Below are 23,491 nucleotides of genomic sequence, written 5' to 3'. Positions count from 1 at the left end.
CCGGCCCGTACGGGCCGGCATGGGCGACGTGCACGATGGCGCCGTCCTGGATGCTGGTCCGCGCGCCGACGCGGACGTGGTTGACGTCGCCGCGCAGCACTGCGCCCGGCCAGATCGAGACGTCGTCGCCCAGCGCCACGTCGCCGATCACGCTGGCGGCGGGGTCGACGTAGACGCGCTGGCCGAGGCTGGGCGCGATGCCCTTGAAGCTGCGCAGGGGATTCATCCGGGCATTCTAGCCGCGCGCCCGGGCCGCCCGTCACATCGCCGCGCTTGATTTCGCCCGGCGCGCTCGCCACGCTGGCGGCCTGCCAAGGAGCGTCCATGAGTCACCCCAACCCGCTGCTGGCCGACGATGCGCTGCCGGCGTTCTCGCAGATCCGCCCCGAACACGTCGAACCGGCGATCGAAGCCATCCTGGCCGACTACCGCGCCGGCATCGACGCGCTGGTCGCGCCCGGCGCGCCGCGCGACTTCGGCCACGTGATGCTGGTCCAGGAACGGCTGGAGCAGCGCCTGGCGCGGGCCTGGGCGCCGGTGTCGCACCTGCATTCGGTGGCCGACGGCGAGGCCTTGCGCAAGGTCTACGGGCCGGCCGAGGAGAAGCTCACCGAGCACGCGATCGAACTGGGTCAGAATCGCGACCTGTACGCCGCGGTGCGGGCGCTGGCCGAGGCGCCGGATTTCGCCGCGCTGTCGCGCCCCGAGCGCGCGCTGGTCGAGCATGCGCTGCGCGATTTCAAGTTGTCCGGCGTGGCGCTGGAGGAGCCGGCGCGTTCGCGCTTCCGCGAGATTGGGGTGGAGCTGAGCCGGCTTTCCACCGAATTCTCCAACGCCGTGCTGGACGCCAGCGAGGCGTGGCACGAGCACGTCACCGACGAGCGCGATCTTGCCGGCGTCCCCGAATCCGGCCGCGCCGTGCTGCGCCAGTATGCCGAAGACCAGCAGCTGGACGGCTACCTGGTCACCCTGAAGCAGCCCAGCGTGCAGGCCGTGCTGACCTACGCCGACAACCGCAGCCTGCGCGAGCGGGTGTACTGGGCCTACCAGACGCGCGCCTCCGACCAGGGCCCGAACGCGGGCAAGTTCGACAACAGTGCGCGCATCGAGCGGATCATGGCGCTGCGCCACGAGGCCGCGCAGCTGCTCGGCTTCGCCAACGCGGCGGAGGAATCGCTGGCGACCAAGATGGCCGCTTCGCCAACCGAGGTGCTGGAGTTCCTGCACGACCTGGCCGCGCGCGCGAAACCGGTGGCGCAGCTCGAGCTGGCCCGGCTGCGCGAGTTCGCCAGCGCCGAGCTGAAACTCGACAACCTCGAATCGTGGGACGTGGGCTACGCCGCGGAGAAGCTGCGCCAGCGCGAGTACGCGCTGGACGAGGAACAGCTGAAGCCGTACTTCCCGCTGCCGGCGGTGATCGACGGCCTGTTCGGCCTCGCCGGAAAACTCTACGGCATCACCCTCGCCCCGCGCGACGGCGTCGACGTGTGGCATCCCGAGGTGCGCTACTACGACGTGCGCGACGCCGCCGGCCGCGTGTTCGCCGGCGCCTATGTCGACCTGTACGCGCGCAACGGCAAGCGCGGCGGCGCGTGGATGGACGTCTGCCGCGCCCGCTTCGACGACGGCGCCGATCCGGGAGGCGCGGGGCCGCAGCAGCCGGTGGCCTTCCTCACCTGCAACTTCGCGCCGCCCACCGAGGGCAAGCCGGCCCTGCTCACCCACGACGACGTGCTGACCCTGTTCCACGAGTTCGGCCACGGCCTGCACCACCTGCTCACCGGCATCGCGCTGCCCTCGATCGGCGGCATCGACGGCGTGGAATGGGACGCGGTGGAGCTGCCCAGCCAGTTCATGGAGAACTTCGGCTGGAACCGCGAGGCGCTGGACCTGTTCGCCCGGCACTGGCAGACCGGCGCGCGGTTGCCGGACGAGCTGTTCGAACGCATGCTGGCCGCGCGGCACTTCCACGCCGGCCTGTTCCTGGTGCGCCAGCTGGAATTCGCCCTGTTCGATTTCCTGCTGCACCTGGAGTACGACCCGGCGCAGGGTGCGCGTGCGCTGGCGGTGCTGGAAGAGGTGCGCAAGCAGGTCGCGGTGATGCATCCGCCGGCGTGGCAACGCTTCCCGCACGGCTTCAGCCACATTTTCGCCGGCGGCTACGCGGCCGGCTACTACAGCTACCTGTGGGCCGAGCTGCTCAGCGCCGACGCGTTCGGCGCGTTCGAGGAGCAGGCGGGGGAAAGCGGCAGCGTCATCGACCGCGCCACCGGCGAGCGCTTCCGCCGCGAGTTCCTCGCCGTCGGCGCCAGCCGCCCGGCGCTGGAAAGCTTCGTCGCGTTCCGCGGCCGCAAGCCGGAGCCGGAGGCACTGCTGCGCAGCCACGGGCTGGCGTAGGGGCACAAAAAAGCCCGCCGAAGCGGGCTTTTTCGAGGCGTTCCAAGTCCGGAGGACTTCAGGCCGCCTGGACTTCCTCAGCCTGCAGGCCCTTCTGGCCCTTGGTGACGATGAACGTGACGCGCTGACCTTCCTGCAGGGACTTGAAGCCCGTGCCCTGGATCGCGCGGAAATGCACGAACAGGTCATCACCGCTTTCCGGGGTGATGAAGCCAAAACCCTTGGCGTCGTTGAACCACTTGACTGTACCGCTCTGACGATCCGACATGTAACTTTACCTTTGAAGCATGGATGTGTTTGCGGTCCGGTGCGCGAAGGCACGGGCCGCAATAGGAGCAAAAATAGGAGTTTCCTCAGACTCTTGCCCCGTCAGCATACACCGGAATAAGCGCAGCCGGTGGATTTTCCGCATTTCCCGTTCATCTTGTGCCGCCGCCCGGCCGGATCCCGCCGCGGGCCCGCCCGCGCCGCGGTGGCCGCCGGTGCATCCCGTACAATGCCGCCATGAAGATCGCCTCGTGGAACGTCAATTCGCTGAAGGTGCGCCTGCCGCAGCTGACCCAGTGGCTGGCCGACACGCAGCCGGACGTCGTGGCGCTGCAGGAAACCAAGCTCGAGGACGCGAAATTTCCGGTCGACGAGCTCGCGGCGGCCGGCTATCGCGTGGCGTATTCGGGCCAGAAGACCTACAACGGCGTGGCGATCCTGGCCCGCGACGGAGTCCATCACGGTTTCGGCGACATCGTCACCGACATCCCCGGCCTGGACGATCCGCAGCGGCGCATCCTCGCGGCGACCATTGGCGGTCTTCGCGTGGTCGACCTGTACGTGGTCAACGGCAAGGCGGTCGGCGACGAGAAATACGCCTACAAGCTGGACTGGCTGGCCAGGGTGCGCGAATTCCTGGCGCGCGAGCTGGAACGCCACCCGAACCTGGTCGTGCTGGGCGACTTCAACATCTGCCCGGACGACCGCGACGTCTACGACCCGGTCGCCTGGGGCGAGGACATCCTGTGCTCGCCGCCGGAGCGCGCCGCGCTGAAGGCGATCACCGATCTCGGCCTGCACGACAGCTTCCGGCTGTTCCAGCCGGAGCCCGGGCACTACAGCTGGTGGGACTATCGGCAGGCCGCGTTCCGCCGCAACATGGGCCTGCGCATCGACCTGATCCTGATCGGCGAGGCCCTCAAATCCGCCGCCACCGCGGCGGCGATCGACCGCGAACCGCGCCGCTGGGAGCGCCCCTCCGACCACACGCCGGTGACGCTGGACCTGGATATCTGAATGACCTCGAAGACCGAATGGCCCAGCTCGCTGGACGACAACGAACTGGACGAGCTGGACCGCTACCTGCGCGCGCATACCGGCGAAGGCGACCTGCTGCTGGACGGCGTGCACGGCCTGCTCAGCGCGCTGGCGGTCGGCCCGCTGCTGGTGCTGCCGGACGAATGGCTGCCCGAGGTGCTGCACGAGCCGTTCACCGACGAGGACGAAGGCAACCGGGTGCTGGCGCTGCTGGCCAAGCTCAACGATTCGATCATCGCCGAACTCGAGGTCGACGCCTACGAGCCGATCCTCGGCGAGGTCGAGATGGAGGGCGGCCCGATGCTGTCCGCCGCCGGCTGGTGTGAAGGCTTCAGTCGCGGCATCGACCTGCGTGCCGGGTTGTGGGAGAGCCGGCTGGCCGAGGACCCACAGCTGATGGAACTGCTCGGCCCGGTGATGGCGCTGGCGGTGGACGAAGGCATCCTCAGCGCCGACACCGAGTTCGAGAAGCTCAGCGACGACGAATACGACGAATGCCTGGCGCAGGTGCCGGCCGTGCTCGGCGCGGTGAACCAGTACTGGCAGGCCAAGCCCGCCACCGAGGCGGAAGTCGAGGCGATGGTGCGCCAGCAGCAGCCCACGGACGACGACGATGGCAATCCGCCGCGCCAGCGCAGCGGGCACTGGGTGCATTGAGAGCGGGAGTGAGGGGAGAGGAGTGAGAAGTGAGAGAAAAGCCGGGCGCACCAGGTGCTTTCTCTCATTTCTCACTTCTCACTCCTCTCCCCTCACTCCTCGCTCTTCGTGAACGATCCGTTCCGGCGCCGGTGCTTGGATCGGTGCGCGAACGGGGCCATCTTGGCGGCCAGTCATCCTTGAACCGGAGTACGCCATGAGCGACCGCCATATCACCCGCCGCATCCACGGCATCGACACCGCCGACGGTGCCGGCGTGAAGCTGAAGCGCATCATCGGCCAGCCCGGGCTGGACATGCTCGATCCGTTCCTGCTGCTCGATGAGTTCCGCTCCGACAGCGCCGACGACTACATCGCCGGCTTCCCAGAGCATCCGCATCGCGGCTTCGAGACCGTCACCTACATGCTGGCCGGGCACATGCAGCACGGCGACAACCACGGCAACCGCGGCGACCTCACCCCGGGCAGCGTGCAGTGGATGACCGCCGGTCGCGGCATCCTGCATTCGGAAATGCCGCAGCAGGAAAACGGCCTGATGTGGGGCTTCCAGCTGTGGGTGAACCTGCCGGCGAAGGACAAGATGACCGCGCCGCGCTACCAGGACATCGGCCCGGAGCGGATCCCGGTGGTGCACCCGGCCGCCGGCGTCGAGGTGAAGGTGATCGCCGGCACGCTGGCCGGCGCCACCGGCCCGGTCGAGGGCATCGTCACCGCGCCGGTCTACCTGGACATCGGCCTGCAGCCCGGCGCGAAGTTCACGCTGGACCTTCCCGTCGGCCACCATGGTTTCGCCTACGTGTTCGACGGCGAGTCGGCCCTGGTCGGCGGCGAGCAGTTGCGTCGCAGCGAACTGGGCGTGCTGTCCGAGGGCGAACAGTTGCAGCTGGCCGGCGGCGACCAGCCCTCGCGCCTGCTGGTGGTCGCCGGCAAGCCGCTGAACGAGAGCGTGGCGCGCTACGGACCGTTCGTGATGAACACGCCCGAGCAGATCCACGAAGCGATCGCCGATTTCCGCACGGGCAAGTTCTGAGATCGCCGCCCGGTAGGAGCCCGCTGGCGGGCGATGCTTTTCCGAATCCCGAATCCCGAATCCCGCGCTAAGAGCATCGCCCGCCAGCGAGCTCCTACCGAGCGATGCGCGGCGCGGCGGTTAGCAAGGGATGGGTTCAGCCCTTCACGCTGCCCAGCAGCAGCCCCTGCAGGTAGTAGCGTTGCAGCGACAGGAACAGCAGCAGCACCGGCAGTACGGTGACCACCGAGCCGGCCATCATCAGTTCGCTGTCCTGCGCGTGCTCGCGCGCCAGCGAGGCCAGCCCGATCGGCAGCGTGTAGTGCTCCTGCCCGGTCAGCACGATCAGCGGCCACATGAAGTCGTTCCACGCGGCGAGGAAGCTGAAGATCGCCAGCGTCGCGATGATCGGCTTCAGCAGCGGCAGCACGATCCGCGCGAAGATGCGCCATTCGCCGGCGCCGTCGATGCGCGCCGCCTCCAGCAGCTCGTCGGGGATGCTGCGCGCGTACTGACGCACCAGGAAGATGCCGAACACGGTGGCCATCGCCGGCATCACCACGCCGGCATAGCTGTTGACCAGACCCGCGTACTTCAGCAGCAGGAACAGCGGCAGCATCGCCACCTGGGCGGGGATCACCAGCGCGCCCAGCAGCGCGCGGAACAGCCGCTCGCGGCCGGCGAAGCGCAGCTTGGCGAAGGCGTAGCCGGCCATCAGGTTGAAGACCAGCGAGAGGGCGGTGATCGCGCCGGACACCAGCAGGCTGTTGAGCAGGTAGCGGCCCATGCCGGCGCGCAGGAACAGCTCGCGGTAGTTCGCCCAGCCGGGATGCGCCGGCAGCAGCGGCGGCGGCAGCGCGCCGGCCTCGCCCGGCGCCATGAACGACACCGACAGCATCCACAGCAGCGGGAACAGCGCCACCGCCGCCAGGCCGATCAGCAGGCCGTTGACCAGCGCCTTCGCCAGCCGCGGGCTCATGCCGGCCCTCCATCGGGATGTTCCCCGCGCCGCACCAGCCTCAGCATCAGCGCGGTCACCGCGAACATGATCACGAACAGCAGGAACGCCACCGCCGAGGCGGAGCCGAGGTTCCACCACTTGAAGCCCTCGTCGTACATCAGGTACAGCACGCTTACCGTGCTCTGCAGCGGGCCGCCCTCGGTCATCACGTAGGGTTCGGCGAACAGCTGGAAGTAGCCCGACACGGTGAGGATGCCCACCATCAGCAGGGTCGGCCCGAGCATCGGCAGGGTGATGTGGCGGAACTGCCGCCAGTTCGATGCGCCGTCGATGCGCGCGGCCTCGTACAGCTCCGGCGGGATCGCCTGCAGCCCGGCCAGGAAGATGATCATGTTGTAGCCGAAGTTCTTCCACACCGCGAACAGGATGATGGTGGGCATAGCCCAGTGCGGATCGCCCAGCCAGTCGACCGGGTGGATGCCGGCGAGGCCCAGCACGTGGTTCGCCATGCCGTACCGGGTGTTGAACAGGTAGCGCCAGATCACCGCCACCGCCACCACCGTGGTCACCACCGGCGTGAACAGCGCGGTGCGGAACAGCGGCTTGCAGCGCGCCAGCGGCGAGTTCAGCAGCAGCGCCGCGCCGAGCGAAGCACCCATCGACAGCGGCACGCCCGCCGCCACGAAATACACCGTGTGGCCCAGCGCCGACCAGAACAGCGGCCGTTGCAGCAGCTCCCAATAGTTGCCCAGCGCCACGAAGCGCAGGTTGTGCAGGTCGGCCAGCGCGTAGAGGTCGTAGTCGGTGAGGCTGAGGATGAGCGCGCCCAGCACCGGCAGCAGGAAGAACACGCCCAGCACCAGCAGCGCCGGAGCGAGAAACAGCCAGGCGGCGCGCGGCGGGTTCATGGCGGGTGCTCCCGGGGCTGCTCGGGCGCGGCATGGTCGAGCACCCAGCGGCGCTTGGCCAGGATCGCGGCGGCGCGGCGGTCGATCTCGGCGGCGGCCTGGTCGGTCGTCAGCCGGCCGGCGATCGCCTCGGCGGCGACCAGCTGCATCTCGTTGGCGATGCGCTCCCACTCCGGCACCGCCGGCGTCGGCCTGACGTGTTCGAGCTGTTCGCGGAACGCGCGCAGCTTCGGGTCGTCGCGCAGCGCGCCGCCCTGCCACGAGCTGCGCCGCGGCGGCAGGTCGCCGAGCAGGGCGTAGAAGCGCTGCTGCACCGCCGGCTGCGACAGGTACTCGAGCAGCTGCCAGGCGGCGTCCTGCTGCTTCGAGGCGCGGAAGATCACCAGGCTGGAACCGCCGGCGGCGCCGACGCCGGCGATGCGCGGTCCGGGCAGCGGCGCGGTGGCCCAGTCGTCCTGCTGCGCGGCCGGCAGGCGCGAACGGAACTCGCCGATGTTCCACGGGCCGGACAGGTAGAACGCGTACGTGCCGCGGCCGAATTCCGTCCACGGGTTGCCGGCTTCGACGTTGCTGATCGGCGGCGCCTGGTGCAGCCGGAACGTGTCGACGTAGAACGCCAGCGCACGCTTGAAGCCGGCACTCTCGAAGTTGCCGTAGCGGTCGCCGTCGCGCAGCAGCGGGTCGGGTTGCTGCAGCGCCAGCGACATCAGCTGCTCGTACTCGTTGGTCGGCAGCAGGATGCCGTAGCGGTGCCGCGGCGGGTCGCTCAGCGTGGCGAGCTGGCGCCGCCACTCCTCCCAGTTGCGCGGCGGGGCGTGGAAGCCGGCCTGCTTGAGCAGGTCGCGGCGGTAGAACAGCAGCCGGGTGTCGACGTACCACGGCACGCCGTACAGCGTGCCGTCGATCACGTTGGTGGCCCAGATGCTGGCGAAGTAGTCGTCCGGCCGCACCACCGCGGAGCGGTCCACGCGCGCCTGCAGCGGTTCCAGCGCGTGCAGCGCCGCCAGCTCGGGCAGCCAGGTGTTGCCGAGCTGGCTGAGGTCCGGGGTGGAACCGCCGGCGATCGCGGTGAGCAGCTTCTGGTGCGCCGCGGTCAGCGGCAGCTGCTGCACCCGCACCCGGATGCCCGGGTGCGCCTGCTCGAATGCCGGCAGCAGCTGGACGATCGCCTCGCCCTCGCGGCCGATTGTCCACAACACCAGCTCGTGCCCGCCCGCCGCCGGGCGCGCGCAGCTGACGAGCAGCGCGCCGGCCAGGGCGAGTGCGGCCAACCGCAGGCCGCGGCGCATCGCGGATGCGCGCGGCGATCGCTGCGGGCGGCCGTGTTGCCTCATGGGGCCGGCGCCGGCGCGTCCAGCCAGCCGCCGGTGAAGCCGGCGCGCTCGAGTCCCTTGCGGATGTACGGGTTCTTCTTCATCACGTTCCACACGAAGCCGTTGCGCCAGTTCTCGGTCATCAGCACGATCGGGCCCTGGTCGATGCCCAACTGCAGGCTGTCGGCCCAGCCCAGCCCGGGCACCAGTCTGCCGGTACGCAGCGTGGTGGGAATGTGGAAGCTGAGGTTGAAGGCGTCGACGAAGCCGTGGTCGTCGTAGATGTATTTGCCGTAGCGCTGCTTCATGGTCGCGAGCGCGGGGATCACGATCTCCGGTGCGAACGCGATCGAACCGGCCGCGGCGGTCGGCGCGATGGTGCCGTCGTCCGAGATGTAGTCGAGTCCGGCACCGCGGGCGGTATAGCCGTGGAACGTGCGCTCGCCGTCGGCACCCTTCACGACCAGGCCGCCGGGGCCGTTGCTGGCGGTGAGGCCCCACACGTTGGCGCCGTAGCCGGTCCAGTGGCCGGGGTTGGCGATCGCGTAGCTGCGCTGCGCGTAGGTCGCGCGGCGGCTGTTCTCGAAATAGTCGAGGTCGTGCTCGCGGCTCCAGGCGTCGCGGATGCCGCGGAAGTCGATCCAGCTCTGGCTGTACTGGTGGCCGAACATCGGCGCGAAATTGAGGAAGGTCTGGCCCTGGAAGGTGCCCCAGGTGAGGTGGTTGGTGGACAGCCAGGCCGTCCATGCCTCCGGCCCGACCGGGTGGGTCGGCGAGCCGAGCGCGAGGATGTAGACCAGCATGCCTTCGTTGTAGCCCTTCCAGTCGGACGGGATGAACTTGCCGCCCGGCGTCCAGCCCATGCTGATCAGCGGCTTGCGCGGCTGCATCCAGGGCCAGTCGACGCGGCGGTAGATGCGGTCGGCGAGCTGGCGGATCTCGCCTTCCTGCGGCGTGTCGCGGTCGTAGTACGACTGCGCGAACAGCACGCCGCCGAGCAGCAGGGTGGTGTCCACGCTGGACAGCTCGGTCCAGCGCGCGAAGCGCCTGCCGCTGTGCATGTCGAGGAAGTGGTAGAAGAAGCCGTGGTAGCCGCTGGCGTCGTCCTCGCTGGCGTCCTGCGGCGCGTCGGCGAAGAAGCGCAGCAGGGTCAGGGTGCGCGCCACCGCCTGGTCGCGCGTGATGTAGCCGCGCTCGACGCCGATGCCGTAGGCGGTCAGGCCGAAGCCCACCGCGGCGATCGAGGAGAACGACTGGCCCGGCCAGGAGTCGGGTATCAGCCCGGTCTTCGGATCCGCACTCTGCCAGAACCAGTCGAAGCTGCGCCGCTGGAGGTCGTCGACCAGCGCCTGCTGCCGCGCCGGCAGGTCGGCGTAGCCCGGGCTCGGTGGCCGCGCCGCGGCGGGCGGCTGCCAGCCGGCACCGAACGCCAGCAGGGCGGCGAAGGCGACGGTGCGCAGGATCCGGAAGGACTTGGACATGCTGAAGCGCTCTCTCTTGCGGGGAGGGGGCCAATGCGGCCGTGGCGCGATAGCCGCCACGGCCGGGGGAGTTCGTCAGGCGGTCATCGCCGGCGCCGTGCAGCAGCGGTCGATGAAGGCCTGGTGTGCCGGCATCACCTCCACGCAGCTGGCGACCACGTGGCCGACGCTGGCCATGAACCCGGCCAGCTCCGCGTCGGGCATCTGGTCGACCAGCGGGTGGTAGCTCCGCGGCGCGATGCGCTGGCCCAGCATCACCTGCACCCAGCTCGGGGTCGCGAACATCTCCTCGCCGTCGCGGAAGAAGCGCCCGCTGTCTCGGAACAAGCGGATGTTGTCCGCCAGCTGCGGCGGGATCGACATCGTGCGGCACTGGTTCCAGAACGGCGTGTCGTCGCGCTCGGTGGCGTGGTAGTGCAGGATCAGGAAATCGCGGATGTGCTCGTACTCGAAGCGCGACTGCGCGTTGTAGCGGTCGATCAGCACCGGGCTGAAATCGCGTTGCGGGAACAGGTTGAGCAGCCGCGCGATGCCGGACTGGATCATGTAGATGCTGGTCGACTCCAGCGGCTCCATGAAGCCGCCGGCCAGGCCCAGCGCGACCACGTTGCGGTTCCAGGCCTGCCGGCGCACGCCGGTGGTGAAGCGCAGCAGCCGCGGCTCGCCCATCGGCTCGCCGTCGAGGTGGCCGAGCAGGGTGGCGGCCGCCTCGTCGTCGCTGACGTGGGCGCTCGAATACACGTAGCCGTTGCCGGTGCGGTGCTGCAGCGGGATGCGCCACTGCCAGCCCGCCGGCCGCGCCGACGCGCGGGTGTACGGCGTCGGCGGGCCGACCTTCTCGCAGGCCACCGCCAGCGCGCGGTCGCACGGCAGCCAGTGGCTGAAATCGAGGTAGCCGGTGTGCAGCGCCTGCTCGATCAGCAGGCCACGGAAGCCGGAGCAGTCGATGAACAGCTCGCCCTCGATGCGCTCGCCGCTTTCCAGCACGATCGCCTCGACGAAGCCGTCGTCTCCCCGCAACACGGTTTGCGCCACCTTGCCCTCGGTGCGCCGCACGCCGCGCTGTTCGGCGTAGCCGCGCAGGAAGCGCGCGTAGCGGCCGGCGTCGAAATGGTAGGCGTAGGCGATGTTCGCCAACGGCGAGCCGGGCGGCGCATCGCTGGCCGATGGCATGAAGCGGCCGCGCGGCGCAGCCGCCGTGTTCAGCGAGTACGCGCCGATCTCGTCCGCCTTGCCCGCCCGGCGCGCCTTGATCCAGTACTGGTGGAACGGCAGCAGGCCGACGTCGTGGCCGATCGTGCCGAAGCCGTGCACGTAGCTGTCGCCGAGCCGGCCCCAGTCGTTGAACTGCACGCCGAGCTTGAACGTGCCCTGGGTGTTCTTCACGAACTCGACGTCGTCGATGCCGAGCAGGTTGTTGAACAGCTTGAGGTGGGGCACGGTGCCCTCGCCCACGCCGACCGTGCCGATCTCCTCCGATTCCACCAGGCGGATCGAGCAGCCGGCATCGAGCACCTTGGCGAAGGCGGCGGCGGCCATCCAGCCGGCGGTGCCGCCGCCGACGATGACGATGTTCCTGATGCGCGGATCGGTCATGGGGAACCTGTGACAGGGTCGGGTGAAAAAGCAAAGCCCGCGAGGGGAGCGGGCTTTGCGGTGCTGCCTCTATCGTCGCCTCGATGCCACCGGGGATGGCGTCAGAACTTCATGCCGATCGTGAGTTTCAGCGTGCGTGGCACGAAGGTGATGTTGCCGGTCGGGTTGTACATCGCGGGGTTCGGGTTCGCCACGCCGTTGGAACCCCAGTTGACCAGGACGTCCGTGTAGTTCCTGAAGTTGAAGACATTGAGCACGTCGAAGCGGCCGTAGAGCTTGAGGCCGTGGCCGAGGTCGAAATCCTTGGTCGCCTGGAAGTCGATGTCGCGATAGCCGAACACCTTCCCGCCGACCAGGAACTTGCCGTTGCCTCCCGGCGTGGCCGCCATCGGGGTACAGCCGCTGCCGTTCGGATAGGTCACGCCGTAGCAGGCGATGCCGTTGAACGGGAGCGGCGTGGCCAGGGTCAGCTTGGCCGACAGCGTGATGCCCCACGGCACGTCGATCGTGCCGGTGGCGACGAAGCGGTGCCGGGCGGCGGCGTTGGAATCGATGAACGGGTACTGCTGGATCGTCGCCTCGTCGAACGAGTAATGCTCGTTGACGTCCCGGTTCTGCTTCGCCCGCGTATAGGTGTAGGCGAACGTGGTGCCCCAGCCGGATTCCTTCGTGTACGGCTTGTCGGCCGACAGCAGCAGCTGGGTGGTGCGCGTGGCGATGCCGTTGTTGCCGATGATCAGCCCGCCGAAGCCCGGTACGCCGTTGCCCCACGGCTGGCTGCCGTTCTTGAAGAACGCGCCGTCCGGATAGCGGTTGCCCAGGGTGAACGCGAAACCGTCGTGGCTGAGGATGCGCGAGATCGCCGCGCTGGTGTTCCAGTCGCCGATCTTGTTGCGCATGCCGAGGCTGAATTGGTCGGAATACGGCGCCTTCAGGTGGTTGTTGATCGCATCCACCTCCTGGCCGGTGTTGCTGGAGGCGACCAGCGCCTGCAGCGCGGCGAGGTTGTTCTGGTACTTCGGATCCCAGGCGAAGCAGGGCGAGCTGTTGTTGTGGCACAGTCCGGTGACGGGGTCCTGGAAATACACGGTGAGCTGCGGCAGCGAGGACTTGGTCTGCTCCAGCTGCAGGTAGTCGTACAGGTCGCGGTCGTAGGCGCGGCCGGCACCGCCGAAGATCACGTGCTGCTCGTCGGCATCGAGGTCGTAGGAGAAGCCCAGCCGCGGCTGGATCTCGCCCTTGTACGCCTTGCGGTTGTGGCCGTTGCTGATGTAGTCGTTGAGGTTCACGCCGCCCAGGGCCAGGGCCTGGGCATAGGTCTGCCCCGCCGGTGCGCTCGGGTCGGGGTTCGGGCTGTTGAAGGCGGCGATCACGTTGGCCGGCGTGACGTAGTTGAGGTAGGACGGGTTCTTCTCGTAGTCCCAGCGCACGCCGAGGTTCAGCGTGAGCTTGTCGTTGACCGCCCAGTCGTCCTGGATATAGGTGCCGAACTGCTTGTCGCTGGACCGGGCCACCGGGTTCAGGCCGGGCACCGGGTTGGGGAAGAACACCTTGTACGGCGTCGCCGCGGTGCCGGTCGGATCGACGTTGTAGGTGAACTGCGGGTTGCTGTTGCCGGCGTCCTGCGCGTTCAGGTCCACCTTCTTGTACTTCACGCCCATCTTGATGACGTGGTCGCCGTGCCAGGTGAGGTCGTTGAACGTCAGGTCGTCCTGGATCGCCGGGCCCTTCTGGCCCTTCTTCTGCGTTGCCAGCGCATTCGCCGAACCGGCGATCAGGATCGTGGCGTCCTGCTGCGGCGCCCAGGTGTAGGCCGCGCCGTCGGCGAAGTGCAGCGGGGTCGGGTTGTTGTAGGCGTTCTCGTGGGTGAACAGGAGTTCGTTGAAGTACGAGTTGCCGCTGTGCTGCCAGCGCGCCGCGATGCGCGTGTCGCGGTTGATCACGTCGATGCCGGCGGAGGCGGCGGTCTGGTTGCCGATGTTGTCGTACTGGCCTTCCTTGCGCAGCTGCGCGCTCAGCTCGAAGCGGTCGCGGTCGGTCGGCTCCCAGTCGATCTTGCCGAAGTAGAGGTCTTCGTTGAACGGCAGGTCGGCCGGGCCCAGCTGCGCGGAAGCGCCGGCCGGCAGGAACGCGGCGGTGCCGGTGACGCCCGGCGTCACCGTGATCGGCGTATCGAACTTCTTCGCCTCGTAGGTGAAGAAGAAATGCATCTGATCCTTGATGATCGGGCCGCCGATCGCGAAGCCGTACTCCTTCTCGTGCGACTTGGTCTTCTTGCCCGCGTCGTTCTCCGAAGGCGTGCGCGCACGCATCGAATCGTTGGTGTAGGTGCCGAAGACCTCGCCGTGGAACTCGTTGGTGCCGGACTTGGTGTCGGCGGTGACCGCGGCGCTGGAGATCTGGTCGTACTCGGCCTTGTAGTTCGAGGTGATCACCTTGTACTCGCCGATCGCCAGCTGCGGGAACGGGTTGCCCTGGCTGGAGAACTGGCCGCTGACGCCGCCTTCCTTGACGTAGCTCTTCTGGCCGACGCCGTCGATGTAGACGTTGACCGAGCTGTTGTTCTGCGCGCCGCCGCGCAGCGAGGTGTGGCCCGAGGAGTCGACGTTGAACACCATGCCCGGCACGGTGTCGGCGAACTCCAGGAAGTTGCGCGAGACCTGCGGGATCGTGTTGATCTGGTGCAGCGAGATCGTCGAACCCAGTTCGGAGGTCTTCACTTCCGTCAGCGTGGCCGCGCTGACCGTGACGCCGGAGAGCGTGGTCGCGTTCGCCGTCGACGCGGCCGGTGCCGCGGCGGTCAGGTCCAGCGTGGCGGTCGAAGCGACCGTCAGGGTGACCATGCGTGCGGTGCCCGGACCGGCGTCGACCTGGTAGGTGCCGGGCGGCAGGCCGACCAGCGTGTAGCCGCCGTCCGCCCCGGCGGTGGTGCGCCGGGTGGAGCCGGTGGCGACGTTGCGCGCGGTGATCGTGGCGCTGGCCGCGGCCTTGCCGCGCAGGTTGGCGTCGGAGGTCTGTGCCCACGACAGCATCGGCGCGCCGGCCACCGCGATCACCGTGGCGTTGATCAGGCTTGCGAGCAGCTTCTTTCTGAGTTGCATTGGTGTGTTCATGCTTTCCCTCCCGTACCGGATGACCGATTCCCCGAAGTTGAAACAGCGTTTTTTGGAGCGTGCTCGTGCGGCGCCGCTTGCCGGTCGCCGCCGCAGGTGGCGCGGGCGACGATCTCGCAGGCGAGCGTGTGGCTGGATGGCGTGGCGTGCTTGGAGTCTTCCAGCAGCGCGGCCAGCTGTTCGAGCGCGCTGCGGCCGAGGTCGGCGATGCGCACGCGCACCGTGCTGAGCGGCGGGGTGACGTAGCGCGCGATCGGAATGTCGTCGAAGCCGGCCAGCGCGATGTCGCCCGGCACGTCCACGCCGGCCTCCTTGAACGCATACAGGCAGCCCACCGCCATCATGTCGTTGGCCGCGAACACGGCCTGCGGCCGCGGCTTGCGTGCCAGCAGCTGGTGCCCGGCGCGGTAGCCGGCCTCCTCGTTGAAATCACCCGCCACCACGTCCAGCGGTGCATGCGGCGCGTACTTCGCCATTGCGGCGCGGTAGCCGAGTTCGCGCTGCTGCGCATCGAAGTTGTCGGCCGGGCCGGCGATGAAGGTCACGCCGGAATGGCCGGCCTGCAGCAGGTGCCGCACCATCGCGTAAGCGCCGCCGTAGTTGTCGACGTTGAGCACCGCGTACGATTTGCTTTTCACCGCGCTGTTGAGCAGCACGGCCGGCACGCTGGCCGGGAGGTTGCTGCGCAGGAAGGCGGCGTCGACATGGTTGGACAGGATCAGCATGCCGTCGACCCGACCCTGCATCGCGCGCAAGGCGGTGGCGGCATCCGCGGCCCCGTCGTGCGAACTGGAGACCAGCAGGTGCAGGCCGCGCGCCCGGGCGGCCTGGTCGATGCCGCGGATCAGCTCCGAGAAGAATTCGCCGTGCAGATCCGGCAGCAGCGCGCCGATGGTATGCGTGCGCCGGGTGATCAGGCTGCGGGCCGCCGCGTGTGGCACGTAACTGAGGCGGGTGGCCACGTCGCGGATGCGCTGGGCGGTTTCGGCCGTGACGCCGCCGCCACTGTTCAGCGCGCGCGACACCGAGGCCACGGAAACACCGGCCTCACGCGCCACGTCTTTGATCGTCACTGTCGCCATGTGAGTTGCCCCGAGCGCCGAACTCCACTGCGGCGACAACGTAATCGTTTTCATAAAGCGTTGTAAAGCATCCGCTAACAAGGCTTCTGCTGCGCCGCAAAAGGTTTATGCAAACGTTTTCATGGACGAGCCGGGCAAGTGGCTGGCCGAGCGGAAAACGTACGGTCCGATCGGGTGGATCGCGTTATGGCAATGCAGCAAGCCGTGGATGAGGCGGGTGCCGGATCGGAACGGATGAACGGTATTTGTGGACGACGTCGCAATCCGGGTCGTTTTTGCCTGTTGTTAAAAATTTCTCCCTGTCGTTAAATCAGGGTTAATCTATGTGCGCTCAGTCGACTGTACCCTGAAGTTGTCGCTGTAGCGAAGAAACATTCATCAAGTGGCTGATTTGCATACCATGACCCTGCTGTCGACCCTGCTGCTGCTGTCCGCCGTGCTGATCATCAGCGCGGTCAGGCGCGTGCCGGCCGGGCAGGTCTACAGCCTGTACCGCCACGGCAAGCTGGTACGCGTGCTGCAGTCGGGTACGCATCTGGTGTTGCCGCTGCTTGATCGGGTCGCACACAAGATCGACCTGGCCGGGCAGACCCTGCGTTTCGAGGAGCTGCTGGCCGATGCGCACGACGTGCGCGGCACGGTGTACTGGCAGGTGCTGGAGCCGGAGCGTGCCGACGCGGTGTTCGAGCAGGTCGACCAGCTGATCCGCCGCGGCGCGCAGGAAGCCCTGCGCAGCGAGCCGGCGGCCGTTCGCACCGACCGTCGCGACCTGGGCGCGCGGGTGAAGCAGTCATTGAACAGCGCGCTGCGCGAGCGCGGCATGATGGTGACCCGGGTCGACCTCGAGGTCGCCTGAGCACGACACGCGCCAGGGCGCCCGAGAGCGCCCGCGCCACAGGGGATTTGCAAGTCTTCGGCCCGCCATCCGGCGGGTTTTCTTTGGCCGGGGCTGGCAAGCCCGGCAGGTGCCGCGGATACTTTGCGCCCCATTCCCCGAGTGAGCCCATGACCACCCGCGCCGCCTTGCAGACCCGACTCGAACAAGGCATCGCCGCGCTGGGCCTGGCACTGCCGGCCGACGCGGTGCCGCGGCTGCTCGACTACCAGGCCCTGCTGGAGCGCTGGAACGCGGCCTACAACCTCACCGCGGTGCGCGATCCGGCGGAGATGGTCACGCGCCACCTGCTCGACTCGCTGGCGATCCTGCCGTATGTGCGGGGCCAGACCCTGGCCGACCTCGGCACCGGCCCCGGCCTGCCCGGCATCGTGCTGGCGATCGCCGCGCCAGGGCGGGAGATTTTGCTGGTCGATTCCAACGGCAAGAAGGTGCGCTTCCTGCGCGAGGCGATCCGCGCGCTGAAGCTGGATGGCGTGCGCGCGCTGCAGTCGCGGGTGGAAGAGGTCGAAGGCCGGTTCGACTGCATCACCGCGCGCGCGTTCGCCAGCCTCGCCGACATGCTGGGCTGGGGCGGCCACCTGCTGGCACCGGACGGGATCTGGCTGGCGATGAAGGGCAAGCGGCCGGACGACGAGCTGCCGGGCATCCCGGCCGGGTTCGAAGTGCGCGGCATGCACGAGCTGGCGGTGCCGGGGCTGCCGGCGGAGCGCCACCTGCTGGTGCTCGGTCGCTCGGTTTCGTAGGAGCGCACCCTGTCCACAAGGGACTTCCTTCGGTCGTGCGCGATGCTCTAAGGGCATCGCGCACAGGGTGCGCTCCTACTCGTCGAGCACGCTGCCGTTGCTCTCGATCACCTGCGCGTACAGCTTCGCGGTGGCCTTCGGCGTGCGCTGCTGGGTGGCGAAGTCGACGTGGTACAGGCCGAAGCGCTTGGAGAAACCCAGCGACCACTCCAGGTTGTCCAGCAGCGACCAGGCGTAGTAGCCCTTCAGGTTCACCCCGGCCGCGATCGCCCGGTGCAGCGCCTTGAGGTGGCGGCGCAGGTAGTTCGTGCGCAGCGGGTCGTCCAGCACCTCGGCCTCGGCCACCGGCGGGTCGTAGAACGCGGAGCCATTTTCGGTGATGTACAGCGGGATGTCGCCGTAGCGCTGCTTGAACCAGGTCAGCGTGTCGGTCAGGCCCTGCTCGAACACTTCCCAGCCGGTCTCGGTGTAGGTCTTGTTCGGCTGGCGCACCGGCGAGGCTTTCAGCGGGTACTGGTTCGGGTCGTGCTTCACCACGGCGCGGGTGTAGTAGTTGATGCCGACGAAGTCGACCGGCTGCTTGGTCAACTCGAAGTCGTCCGCGGGGAAATCCGGCCAGGCGTCGCCGAAGATCTCCTTCAGCTCGGGCGGGTAGCTGCCGAGCAGGGCCGGGTCGGCGAACTGCTGGTTCATGTAGGCGTGCGCGCGGCGGGTGGCGGCGAGATCCTCGGCGCTGTCCGAGCGCGGGTACTTCGGTTCGATGTTGAACACCACGCCGATCTCGTGCTTGCCGTGCGCGCGGTAGGCCTGGATACCGGCGCCGCTGGCGCGCATCAGGTTGTGCGCGGCGAGCGGCGCCTCGTACTTGCTGCGATGGCCGGGCGCCAGTGCGCCGTGCAGGTAGCCGCCGTCGGTGACCACCCACGGTTCGTTGAGCGTGGACCAGCGCGGCACGCGATCGTCCAGCGCCTTGAACATCACCTCGGCGTACTCGGCGAACCAGTGCGCGATGTCGCGGTTGAGCCAGCCGCCGCGGTCGTCCAGCGCCGCCGGCAGGTCCCAGTGGAACAGCGTGGCGTTCGGCGCGATGCCGTTTTCCAGCAATTGATCCACCAGCCGCGAGTAGAAATCCAGCCCCTTCGGATTGACCCGGCCGGTGCCCTCGGGCAGCACGCGCGCCCAGTTGACGCTGAAGCGGTAGCCCTTCAGGCCCAGCGCCTTCATCAGCTGGACGTCGCCCTTGTAGCGGCGGTAGTGGTCGCAGGCGACGTCGCCGGTGTCGCCGTTCGCCATCATCCCCGGCGTGTGCGCGAAGCGCTGCCAGATGCTGGGGCCCGCACCATCGGCCAGCGGCGAGCCCTCGATCTGGTAGGCCGAAGTGGCGGCGCCCCAGTGGAAGCCGTCGGGGAAGCGGAAACGGGGGCGGGACATGGGCGGTCCTTCGGGCAAGGCTTGATGTAAACGATTACATGGGCAGAATAGCCCAATGCCCCGCGGAAGTGCAGACCAGCGCATGCTGCGCGGGACGGCCGTCGTGGCCAACCGCACCGGAGATGCCGATGGCTGCTGTACGTCTGGATCAGCTGCGCAAGGTCTACCCCAACGGCCACGTCGGCGTGGCCGACGCCAGCTTCGAGATTGCCGATGGCGAGCTGCTGGTGCTGGTGGGGCCGTCCGGCTGCGGCAAGACCACCCTGCTCAGGATGATCGCCGGGCTGGAATCGATCAGCGGCGGCACGCTTTCCATCGACGGCCGCGTGGTCAACGAGGTGGCGCCGAAGGATCGCGACATCGCAATGGTGTTCCAGAACTACGCGCTGTATCCGCACATGACGGTGGCCGAGAACCTCGGCTTCGGCCTGAAGCTGCGCGGCCACAAGCAGGCCGACATCGACCAGCGCGTGGCGGCGGCGGCGAAGACGCTGGAACTGGAAGCGCGGCTGGCCTCGCGCCCGTCCGCGCTGTCCGGCGGCCAGCGCCAGCGCGTGGCACTGGGCCGGGCGCTGGTGCGCGATCCCAAGGTGTTTTTGCTGGACGAGCCGCTGTCCAACCTGGACGCCAAGCTGCGCCTGTCGATGCGGGTGGAGATCGCGCGGCTGCATCGCCAGCTCAAGGCCACCATGATCTACGTCACCCACGACCAGATCGAGGCGATGACCCTGGGCCAGCGCATCGTGGTGCTGGATGGCGGCGTGATCCAGCAGATCGACACGCCGATGAACCTGTACGAAAAGCCCGCCAACCTGTTCGTCGCCGGCTTCGTCGGCAGCCCGGCGATGAACCAGCTACGCGGCACGCTCAAATTGGCCGATGGCTGGAAGCTGGCTACCGCCCACGGCGACATCGCATTGGGCGAGCCGCCGCAGGCGACGGCGTGGCAGCCGTGGCGCGACCGCGAGGTGGTGCTGGGCATCCGCCCGGAGCACCTGCAGCCGCAGGACGCCGGCGAGGCCGCATTCGGCGCGCGGCTGGAAGTGCTCGAACCGGTCGGCAACGAGGTCTTCCTGAACCTGCGTTACGGCGACCAGGCGCTGGTTTCGCGGGTGTCGCCGCGGGCCCTGCCCGAGCCGGGCAGCACGCTGGCGCTGGGCCTGGCGGCCGATCGGCTGCACCTGTTCGACGCCGCCGGCGGGACGCGGATCGGCGCCTGAGCACGGGCAGCGCTGGGCAGGGCGAGGCATTACACTAACCCTCTCCCGCGTACGGTAGCTATCCATCCATGGCCCGCATCATCGCTGTCGCCAACCAGAAGGGCGGCGTCGGCAAGACCACCACTGCCGTCAATCTCGCCGCTGCGCTGGCCGCCGCGAAGCGCAAGGTATTGCTGGTCGACCTGGACCCGCAGGGCAACGCCACGATGGCCTCGGGCATCAACAAGCGCGACATCAAGGCGAGCGGTTGCGAGGTGCTGCTGGAGGAAGTGGAGATCGCCGCGGCGATCGTGCCCACCGACGCGCACTACGACCTGCTGCCGGGCAACGGCGACCTCACCGCGGCCGAGCTGAAGCTGATGGACGCGCTGGCGCGCGAGCACCGGCTGAAGGAGGTGCTGGCGAAGATCGCGGCGGACTACCACACCATCCTGGTCGACTGCCCGCCCTCGCTGAACCTGCTCACGCTGAACGCGCTGACCGCGGCCGACGGCGTGCTGATCCCGGTGCAGTGCGAGTACTTCGCGCTGGAAGGCCTGTCCAGCCTGCTCGACACGATCAAGGCGGTGCGCCACCGGCTGAACCCCGCGCTGGAGATCGAGGGCCTGCTGCGCACCATGTACGACGTGCGCAACAACCTCGGCAACGAAGTGTCCGCCCAGCTCACCCAGCACTTCGGCGACAAGGTGCTGCGCTCGATCATCCCGCGCAACGTGCGTCTGGCCGAGGCGCCCAGCCACGGCCAGCCGATCCATCTGTACGACCGCAGCTCGCGCGGCGCGATCGCCTACATCGGCCTGGCCGGCGAGGTGATCCGGCGTGAGCGCGGGCTGCCGCCGCGTCCCAGCCACGCCGAGGCGCTCGACGACATCGAACCGCCGGCATACGGCGACAGCGGCCCGACGCTCAAGGCGCCGGCCGCCAATCACCAGGAATGAGAGCCTGTTCGTGATCACCAAGCACTCCGCGTTGTCATCCCGTGGCTGTCAGGTGGCAGTGCGTGGTGCCGGCTTGTCTGGCCGGCAGGCCAAGCCGCGCTGCGTATGGCGGCCATGGGATGACAGCCTGTCGGGCCGGATCTGTTTGCGTGCGGGCCGGCGTCATCATTCGGTCGTGGACGGACGTCCACTCCCTCACTCTTCCTTGGCCTGCGCGCAAACAGCTTCCGGCGCGGGGTGCTTGGAGATCATGAACAGGCTCTAGACATGGCTGCTGCGAAAAAACGGGGATTGGGACGTGGACTGGACGCCCTGCTCGGTGGCGACGGCGATGCCGCGCCGTCGGTGCTGGCGCAGGAAGGCGAGCTGCGCATCCTGCCGATCCAGCAGATCCAGCCCGGCAAGTACCAGCCGCGGCGGCACTGGAACGACGAGGCGCTGGACGAGCTGGCCGCCTCGATCAAGGCGCAGGGCCTGATCCAGCCGGTGGTGGTGCGCGAGATCGGCAGGAACAGCTACGAGCTGATCGCCGGCGAGCGCCGCTGGCGGGCGGCGCAGCGCGCCCAGCTGAGCGAACTGCCGGCGCTGGTGAAGGCGGTGCCGGAGGCGGCGGTGCCGGCGATGGCGCTGATCGAGAACATCCAGCGCCAGGACCTCACCCCGCTGGAAGAAGCCGACGCGCTGAAACGGCTGATCGACGACTTCGACCTCACCCACCAGCAGGCCGCCGACGCGGTGGGTCGCTCGCGCGCCTCGGTGTCGAACATGCTGCGGCTCACCGAGATGCCGGAATCGATCAAGCGCCTGCTCGACGACGGCAAGCTGGAGATGGGCCACGCCCGCTGCCTGCTGACCCTGGAGGAAGCCATCGCCGTGCCGCTGGCGCGCCAGGCCTCGACCCTGGGCTGGTCGGTGCGCGAGCTGGAGGAAGCCGCCCGCCGCGCGCAGACCGCGCCGAAGGGCAAGGCCAAGCACCCGCCCGCGCGCGACCCGAACATCGCCGCGCTGGAGCGCGAACTGGCCGAACGCCTGGCCACCAGGGTCGAACTGGCGCAGGGCCGCGGCGGCCACGGCAAGCTGGTGATCCACTACCACAGCAACGACGAACTCGAAGGCATCCTCGGCAAGATCCGCTGAAAGAACAGGAGTGAGGGAAGCGGAGTGAGGAGCGAGAGGGAAGCCTGGCCGGCGCTACGCCTTTTCTCACTCCTCACTCCTCTTCCCTCACTCCTCGCTCCGCCACACGCTTCACGTTCACGCAAATACTCAAGGCCTCCCCATGCCGCAACTCTCCGTCGTCGTCCCCGTCTTCAACGAGCGCGACAATATCCCGCTGCTGCTGGCCGAGATCGCCGCCGCGCTGCGCGGCAAGGTCGACTACGAGGTGGTCTACGTCGACGACGACTCGACCGACGACAGCCGTGCCGTGCTGGCCGCGCAGAAGGCGCTGCACCCGGAGCTGCGCGTGCTGCACCACGTCACCCGCAGCGGCCAGAGCACCGCGGTGTGGAACGGCGTGCGCGCGGCGTCGTCGCCGTGGATCGCCACGCTGGACGGCGACGGCCAGAACGACCCGGCCGACATCCCGAAGCTGCTCGCCGCGCGCGATACCGCCGCCGCCGAGGTGCGCCTGTTCGCCGGCTGGCGCACCACGCGCCGGGACAGCTTCAACAAGCGGATCTCCTCGAAGGTCGCCAACGCGGTGCGCTCGCGCATGCTGAAGGACGCCACGCCGGACACCGGTTGCGGCCTGAAGCTGTTCGAGCGCGAGGTGTTCCTGCGCCTGCCCTACTTCGACCACATGCACCGCTACCTGCCGGCGCTGGTCAAGCGCGCCGGTTTCCAGAGCACCAGCGTGCCGGTGGGCCACCGCCCGCGCACCGCCGGCGTGTCCAAGTACGGCATGCTGGACCGGCTGTGGGTGGGCCTGGCCGACCTGCGCGGCGTGGCCTGGCTGATGCGCCGGGGCAAGGTGACGAAAGTCGAGGAACTCTGATCCGCGTCACGCCGCCTGGTGCCGCCGGTCGTATGCTGGGGATCTTCCCCCAGGGAGGCTCATCCGATGAGCATCGCCGTCAAGCGTGTCTACGAACCGGCCGCGAAAGCCGACGGTTATCGCGTGCTGATCGACCGGCTGTGGCCGCGCGGGCTGAAGAAGGAGGCGGTGCCGCTGGACCTATGGGCGAAGGAGCTGGCCCCGTCGACCGCCCTGCGCCAGTGGTTCGGCCACGATCCGGCGCGCTGGGACGGTTTCCGCCACCGCTACGCCAGCGAGCTGGATGCGCTGGCCGAGCACTGGCAGCCACTGGCCGAGCGCGCCGCGCGGCACACCGTCACCCTGCTCTTCGGCGCGCGCGACGAAGAGCACAACAACGCGGTGGCGCTGAAGGCGTACCTGGACAACTGGCTGCACATGCACGGTCCACGCTAGGGTGCCCA

Annotated in this window: 21 protein-coding genes; 11 read left to right on the top strand and 10 right to left on the bottom strand. The window is 68.6% G+C overall.

Translation table 11 applies throughout. From position 1 onward, the window contains the following. Nucleotides 1–226: gamma carbonic anhydrase family protein (locus tag RHOFW104R8_RS15115; RefSeq protein WP_407071452.1), on the bottom strand; the 226-nt coding region annotated here is incomplete at its 3' end. Between the two features lie 98 nt (nucleotides 227–324). Here RHOFW104R8_RS15115 and RHOFW104R8_RS15110 point away from each other — a divergent pair. Further along, on the top strand, nucleotides 325–2,397 hold the full coding sequence (locus RHOFW104R8_RS15110; protein ID WP_068093594.1) for a M3 family metallopeptidase: 2,073 nt from the start codon (nucleotides 325–327) through the stop codon (nucleotides 2,395–2,397). A 58-nt stretch (nucleotides 2,398–2,455) separates the two neighbouring features. Here the strand turns inward: RHOFW104R8_RS15110 and RHOFW104R8_RS15105 are convergent, their stop codons facing one another. Beyond that, on the bottom strand, nucleotides 2,456–2,665 hold the full coding sequence (locus RHOFW104R8_RS15105) for a cold-shock protein (protein WP_008438719.1): 210 nt from the start codon (nucleotides 2,663–2,665) through the stop codon (nucleotides 2,456–2,458). A gap of 236 nt (nucleotides 2,666–2,901) precedes the next feature. On the opposite strand from RHOFW104R8_RS15105, the gene xth reads away from it, so the two are divergent. The 3 genes from xth to RHOFW104R8_RS15090 all read left to right on the top strand — a co-directional run bounded on the left by xth (nucleotide 2,902) and on the right by RHOFW104R8_RS15090 (nucleotide 5,389). Beyond that, nucleotides 2,902–3,681: an exodeoxyribonuclease III gene (xth, locus tag RHOFW104R8_RS15100; protein ID WP_068093593.1), complete on the top strand. Its 780-nt coding sequence runs from the start codon at nucleotides 2,902–2,904 to the stop codon at nucleotides 3,679–3,681. Next, a complete protein-coding gene (locus RHOFW104R8_RS15095) occupies nucleotides 3,682–4,359 on the top strand; it encodes a YecA family protein (RefSeq protein ID WP_068093590.1) in 678 nt (225 codons plus the stop codon). It begins immediately after the preceding gene. 196 nt (nucleotides 4,360–4,555) lie between these two features. Continuing rightward, on the top strand, nucleotides 4,556–5,389 hold the full coding sequence (locus RHOFW104R8_RS15090) for a pirin family protein (RefSeq protein ID WP_068093587.1): 834 nt from the start codon (nucleotides 4,556–4,558) through the stop codon (nucleotides 5,387–5,389). Nucleotides 5,390–5,525: 136 nt separating this feature from the next. Here the strand turns inward: RHOFW104R8_RS15090 and RHOFW104R8_RS15085 are convergent, their stop codons facing one another. The 7 genes from RHOFW104R8_RS15085 to RHOFW104R8_RS15055 form a co-directional block, all read right to left on the bottom strand. Then, complete coding sequence (locus tag RHOFW104R8_RS15085) at nucleotides 5,526–6,347, bottom strand: carbohydrate ABC transporter permease (RefSeq protein WP_068093584.1); 822 nt, start codon at nucleotides 6,345–6,347, stop codon at nucleotides 5,526–5,528. Next, nucleotides 6,344–7,237 carry a carbohydrate ABC transporter permease gene (locus tag RHOFW104R8_RS15080; RefSeq protein WP_068093582.1) on the bottom strand — a complete coding sequence of 298 codons (894 nt, stop codon included), beginning with the start codon at nucleotides 7,235–7,237 and terminating at the stop codon, nucleotides 6,344–6,346. Before RHOFW104R8_RS15080 ends, RHOFW104R8_RS15085 begins: the two co-directional genes overlap by 4 nt. Continuing rightward, nucleotides 7,234–8,571 (bottom strand): sugar ABC transporter substrate-binding protein, encoded by a 1,338-nt coding sequence (locus tag RHOFW104R8_RS15075; protein WP_068093580.1) that lies wholly within the window; start codon nucleotides 8,569–8,571, stop codon nucleotides 7,234–7,236. Before RHOFW104R8_RS15075 ends, RHOFW104R8_RS15080 begins: the two co-directional genes overlap by 4 nt. Beyond that, nucleotides 8,568–10,031, bottom strand: coding sequence for a glucoamylase family protein (locus tag RHOFW104R8_RS15070; RefSeq protein WP_068093578.1), 1,464 nt, complete (start codon nucleotides 10,029–10,031; stop codon nucleotides 8,568–8,570). The genes RHOFW104R8_RS15075 and RHOFW104R8_RS15070 overlap by 4 nt, the downstream gene beginning before the upstream one ends. Before the next feature lie 75 nt (nucleotides 10,032–10,106). Continuing rightward, on the bottom strand, nucleotides 10,107–11,627 hold the full coding sequence (locus RHOFW104R8_RS15065; RefSeq protein WP_068093575.1) for a tryptophan halogenase family protein: 1,521 nt from the start codon (nucleotides 11,625–11,627) through the stop codon (nucleotides 10,107–10,109). A 101-nt stretch (nucleotides 11,628–11,728) separates the two neighbouring features. Next, on the bottom strand, nucleotides 11,729–14,740 hold the full coding sequence (locus tag RHOFW104R8_RS15060; RefSeq protein ID WP_068093572.1) for a TonB-dependent receptor: 3,012 nt from the start codon (nucleotides 14,738–14,740) through the stop codon (nucleotides 11,729–11,731). Continuing rightward, on the bottom strand, nucleotides 14,737–15,822 hold the full coding sequence (locus tag RHOFW104R8_RS15055; protein ID WP_068093568.1) for a LacI family DNA-binding transcriptional regulator: 1,086 nt from the start codon (nucleotides 15,820–15,822) through the stop codon (nucleotides 14,737–14,739). The genes RHOFW104R8_RS15060 and RHOFW104R8_RS15055 overlap by 4 nt, the downstream gene beginning before the upstream one ends. Before the next feature lie 400 nt (nucleotides 15,823–16,222). Between RHOFW104R8_RS15055 and RHOFW104R8_RS15050 the strand changes: the two genes are divergently transcribed. Further along, complete coding sequence (locus RHOFW104R8_RS15050) at nucleotides 16,223–16,678, top strand: SPFH domain-containing protein (RefSeq protein WP_068093565.1); 456 nt, start codon at nucleotides 16,223–16,225, stop codon at nucleotides 16,676–16,678. Between the two features lie 149 nt (nucleotides 16,679–16,827). Continuing rightward, the gene (gene rsmG / locus RHOFW104R8_RS15045; protein ID WP_068093562.1) at nucleotides 16,828–17,463 is read left to right on the top strand and encodes a 16S rRNA (guanine(527)-N(7))-methyltransferase RsmG; all 636 of its coding nucleotides are present in this window, start codon (nucleotides 16,828–16,830) and stop codon (nucleotides 17,461–17,463) included. 75 nt (nucleotides 17,464–17,538) lie between these two features. Here the strand turns inward: rsmG and RHOFW104R8_RS15040 are convergent, their stop codons facing one another. Beyond that, entirely contained in the window at nucleotides 17,539–18,894 is a 1,356-nt protein-coding gene (locus RHOFW104R8_RS15040) for a GH1 family beta-glucosidase (RefSeq protein WP_068093554.1), read from the bottom strand. Between the two features lie 128 nt (nucleotides 18,895–19,022). Between RHOFW104R8_RS15040 and RHOFW104R8_RS15035 the strand changes: the two genes are divergently transcribed. From RHOFW104R8_RS15035 to RHOFW104R8_RS15015, 5 genes are all read left to right on the top strand, one after another. Further along, the gene (locus RHOFW104R8_RS15035) at nucleotides 19,023–20,114 is read left to right on the top strand and encodes an ABC transporter ATP-binding protein (RefSeq protein ID WP_068093552.1); all 1,092 of its coding nucleotides are present in this window, start codon (nucleotides 19,023–19,025) and stop codon (nucleotides 20,112–20,114) included. A 68-nt stretch (nucleotides 20,115–20,182) separates the two neighbouring features. Further along, nucleotides 20,183–21,052, top strand: a complete 870-nt coding sequence (locus tag RHOFW104R8_RS15030) for a ParA family protein (protein ID WP_068093549.1) — start codon at nucleotides 20,183–20,185, stop codon at nucleotides 21,050–21,052. 267 nt (nucleotides 21,053–21,319) lie between these two features. Then, nucleotides 21,320–22,189, top strand: a complete 870-nt coding sequence (locus RHOFW104R8_RS15025; protein ID WP_068093543.1) for a ParB/RepB/Spo0J family partition protein — start codon at nucleotides 21,320–21,322, stop codon at nucleotides 22,187–22,189. Between the two features lie 142 nt (nucleotides 22,190–22,331). Continuing rightward, entirely contained in the window at nucleotides 22,332–23,048 is a 717-nt protein-coding gene (locus tag RHOFW104R8_RS15020) for a glycosyltransferase family 2 protein (RefSeq protein WP_068093542.1), read from the top strand. Between the two features lie 66 nt (nucleotides 23,049–23,114). Beyond that, nucleotides 23,115–23,483, top strand: coding sequence for a DUF488 domain-containing protein (locus RHOFW104R8_RS15015; RefSeq protein WP_068093539.1), 369 nt, complete (start codon nucleotides 23,115–23,117; stop codon nucleotides 23,481–23,483). The last annotated feature ends 8 nt before the right edge of the window (nucleotides 23,484–23,491 follow it).

This window comes from Rhodanobacter sp. FW104-R8 (assembly GCF_001617365.1).
In the GTDB taxonomy this organism is placed as follows: Bacteria; Pseudomonadota; Gammaproteobacteria; order Xanthomonadales; family Rhodanobacteraceae; genus Rhodanobacter.
Note: the sequence above shows the minus strand (reverse complement) of the source record. Positions and strands in the feature narration are given on the sequence as shown.

Excerpts from the sequence above, each read along its gene's own strand:
- RHOFW104R8_RS15110 (WP_068093594.1), top strand. The coding sequence starts at position 325 with ATGAGTCACCCCAACCCGCTGCTGGCCGACGATGCGCTGCCGGCGTTC.
- RHOFW104R8_RS15080 (WP_068093582.1), bottom strand. The coding sequence starts at position 7,237 with ATGAACCCGCCGCGCGCCGCCTGGCTGTTTCTCGCTCCGGCGCTGCTG.
- RHOFW104R8_RS15050 (WP_068093565.1), top strand. The coding sequence starts at position 16,223 with ATGACCCTGCTGTCGACCCTGCTGCTGCTGTCCGCCGTGCTGATCATC.
- RHOFW104R8_RS15040 (WP_068093554.1), bottom strand. The coding sequence starts at position 18,894 with ATGTCCCGCCCCCGTTTCCGCTTCCCCGACGGCTTCCACTGGGGCGCC.
- rsmG (WP_068093562.1), top strand. The coding sequence starts at position 16,828 with ATGACCACCCGCGCCGCCTTGCAGACCCGACTCGAACAAGGCATCGCC.
- RHOFW104R8_RS15060 (WP_068093572.1), bottom strand. The coding sequence starts at position 14,740 with ATGAACACACCAATGCAACTCAGAAAGAAGCTGCTCGCAAGCCTGATC.
- RHOFW104R8_RS15015 (WP_068093539.1), top strand. The coding sequence starts at position 23,115 with ATGAGCATCGCCGTCAAGCGTGTCTACGAACCGGCCGCGAAAGCCGAC.
- RHOFW104R8_RS15035 (WP_068093552.1), top strand. The coding sequence starts at position 19,023 with ATGGCTGCTGTACGTCTGGATCAGCTGCGCAAGGTCTACCCCAACGGC.
- RHOFW104R8_RS15055 (WP_068093568.1), bottom strand. The coding sequence starts at position 15,822 with ATGGCGACAGTGACGATCAAAGACGTGGCGCGTGAGGCCGGTGTTTCC.
- RHOFW104R8_RS15025 (WP_068093543.1), top strand. The coding sequence starts at position 21,320 with ATGGCTGCTGCGAAAAAACGGGGATTGGGACGTGGACTGGACGCCCTG.
- RHOFW104R8_RS15105 (WP_008438719.1), bottom strand. The coding sequence starts at position 2,665 with ATGTCGGATCGTCAGAGCGGTACAGTCAAGTGGTTCAACGACGCCAAG.
- RHOFW104R8_RS15090 (WP_068093587.1), top strand. The coding sequence starts at position 4,556 with ATGAGCGACCGCCATATCACCCGCCGCATCCACGGCATCGACACCGCC.
- RHOFW104R8_RS15070 (WP_068093578.1), bottom strand. The coding sequence starts at position 10,031 with ATGTCCAAGTCCTTCCGGATCCTGCGCACCGTCGCCTTCGCCGCCCTG.
- RHOFW104R8_RS15085 (WP_068093584.1), bottom strand. The coding sequence starts at position 6,347 with ATGAGCCCGCGGCTGGCGAAGGCGCTGGTCAACGGCCTGCTGATCGGC.
- RHOFW104R8_RS15075 (WP_068093580.1), bottom strand. The coding sequence starts at position 8,571 with ATGAGGCAACACGGCCGCCCGCAGCGATCGCCGCGCGCATCCGCGATG.
- RHOFW104R8_RS15030 (WP_068093549.1), top strand. The coding sequence starts at position 20,183 with ATGGCCCGCATCATCGCTGTCGCCAACCAGAAGGGCGGCGTCGGCAAG.
- xth (WP_068093593.1), top strand. The coding sequence starts at position 2,902 with ATGAAGATCGCCTCGTGGAACGTCAATTCGCTGAAGGTGCGCCTGCCG.
- RHOFW104R8_RS15095 (WP_068093590.1), top strand. The coding sequence starts at position 3,682 with ATGACCTCGAAGACCGAATGGCCCAGCTCGCTGGACGACAACGAACTG.
- RHOFW104R8_RS15065 (WP_068093575.1), bottom strand. The coding sequence starts at position 11,627 with ATGACCGATCCGCGCATCAGGAACATCGTCATCGTCGGCGGCGGCACC.
- RHOFW104R8_RS15020 (WP_068093542.1), top strand. The coding sequence starts at position 22,332 with ATGCCGCAACTCTCCGTCGTCGTCCCCGTCTTCAACGAGCGCGACAAT.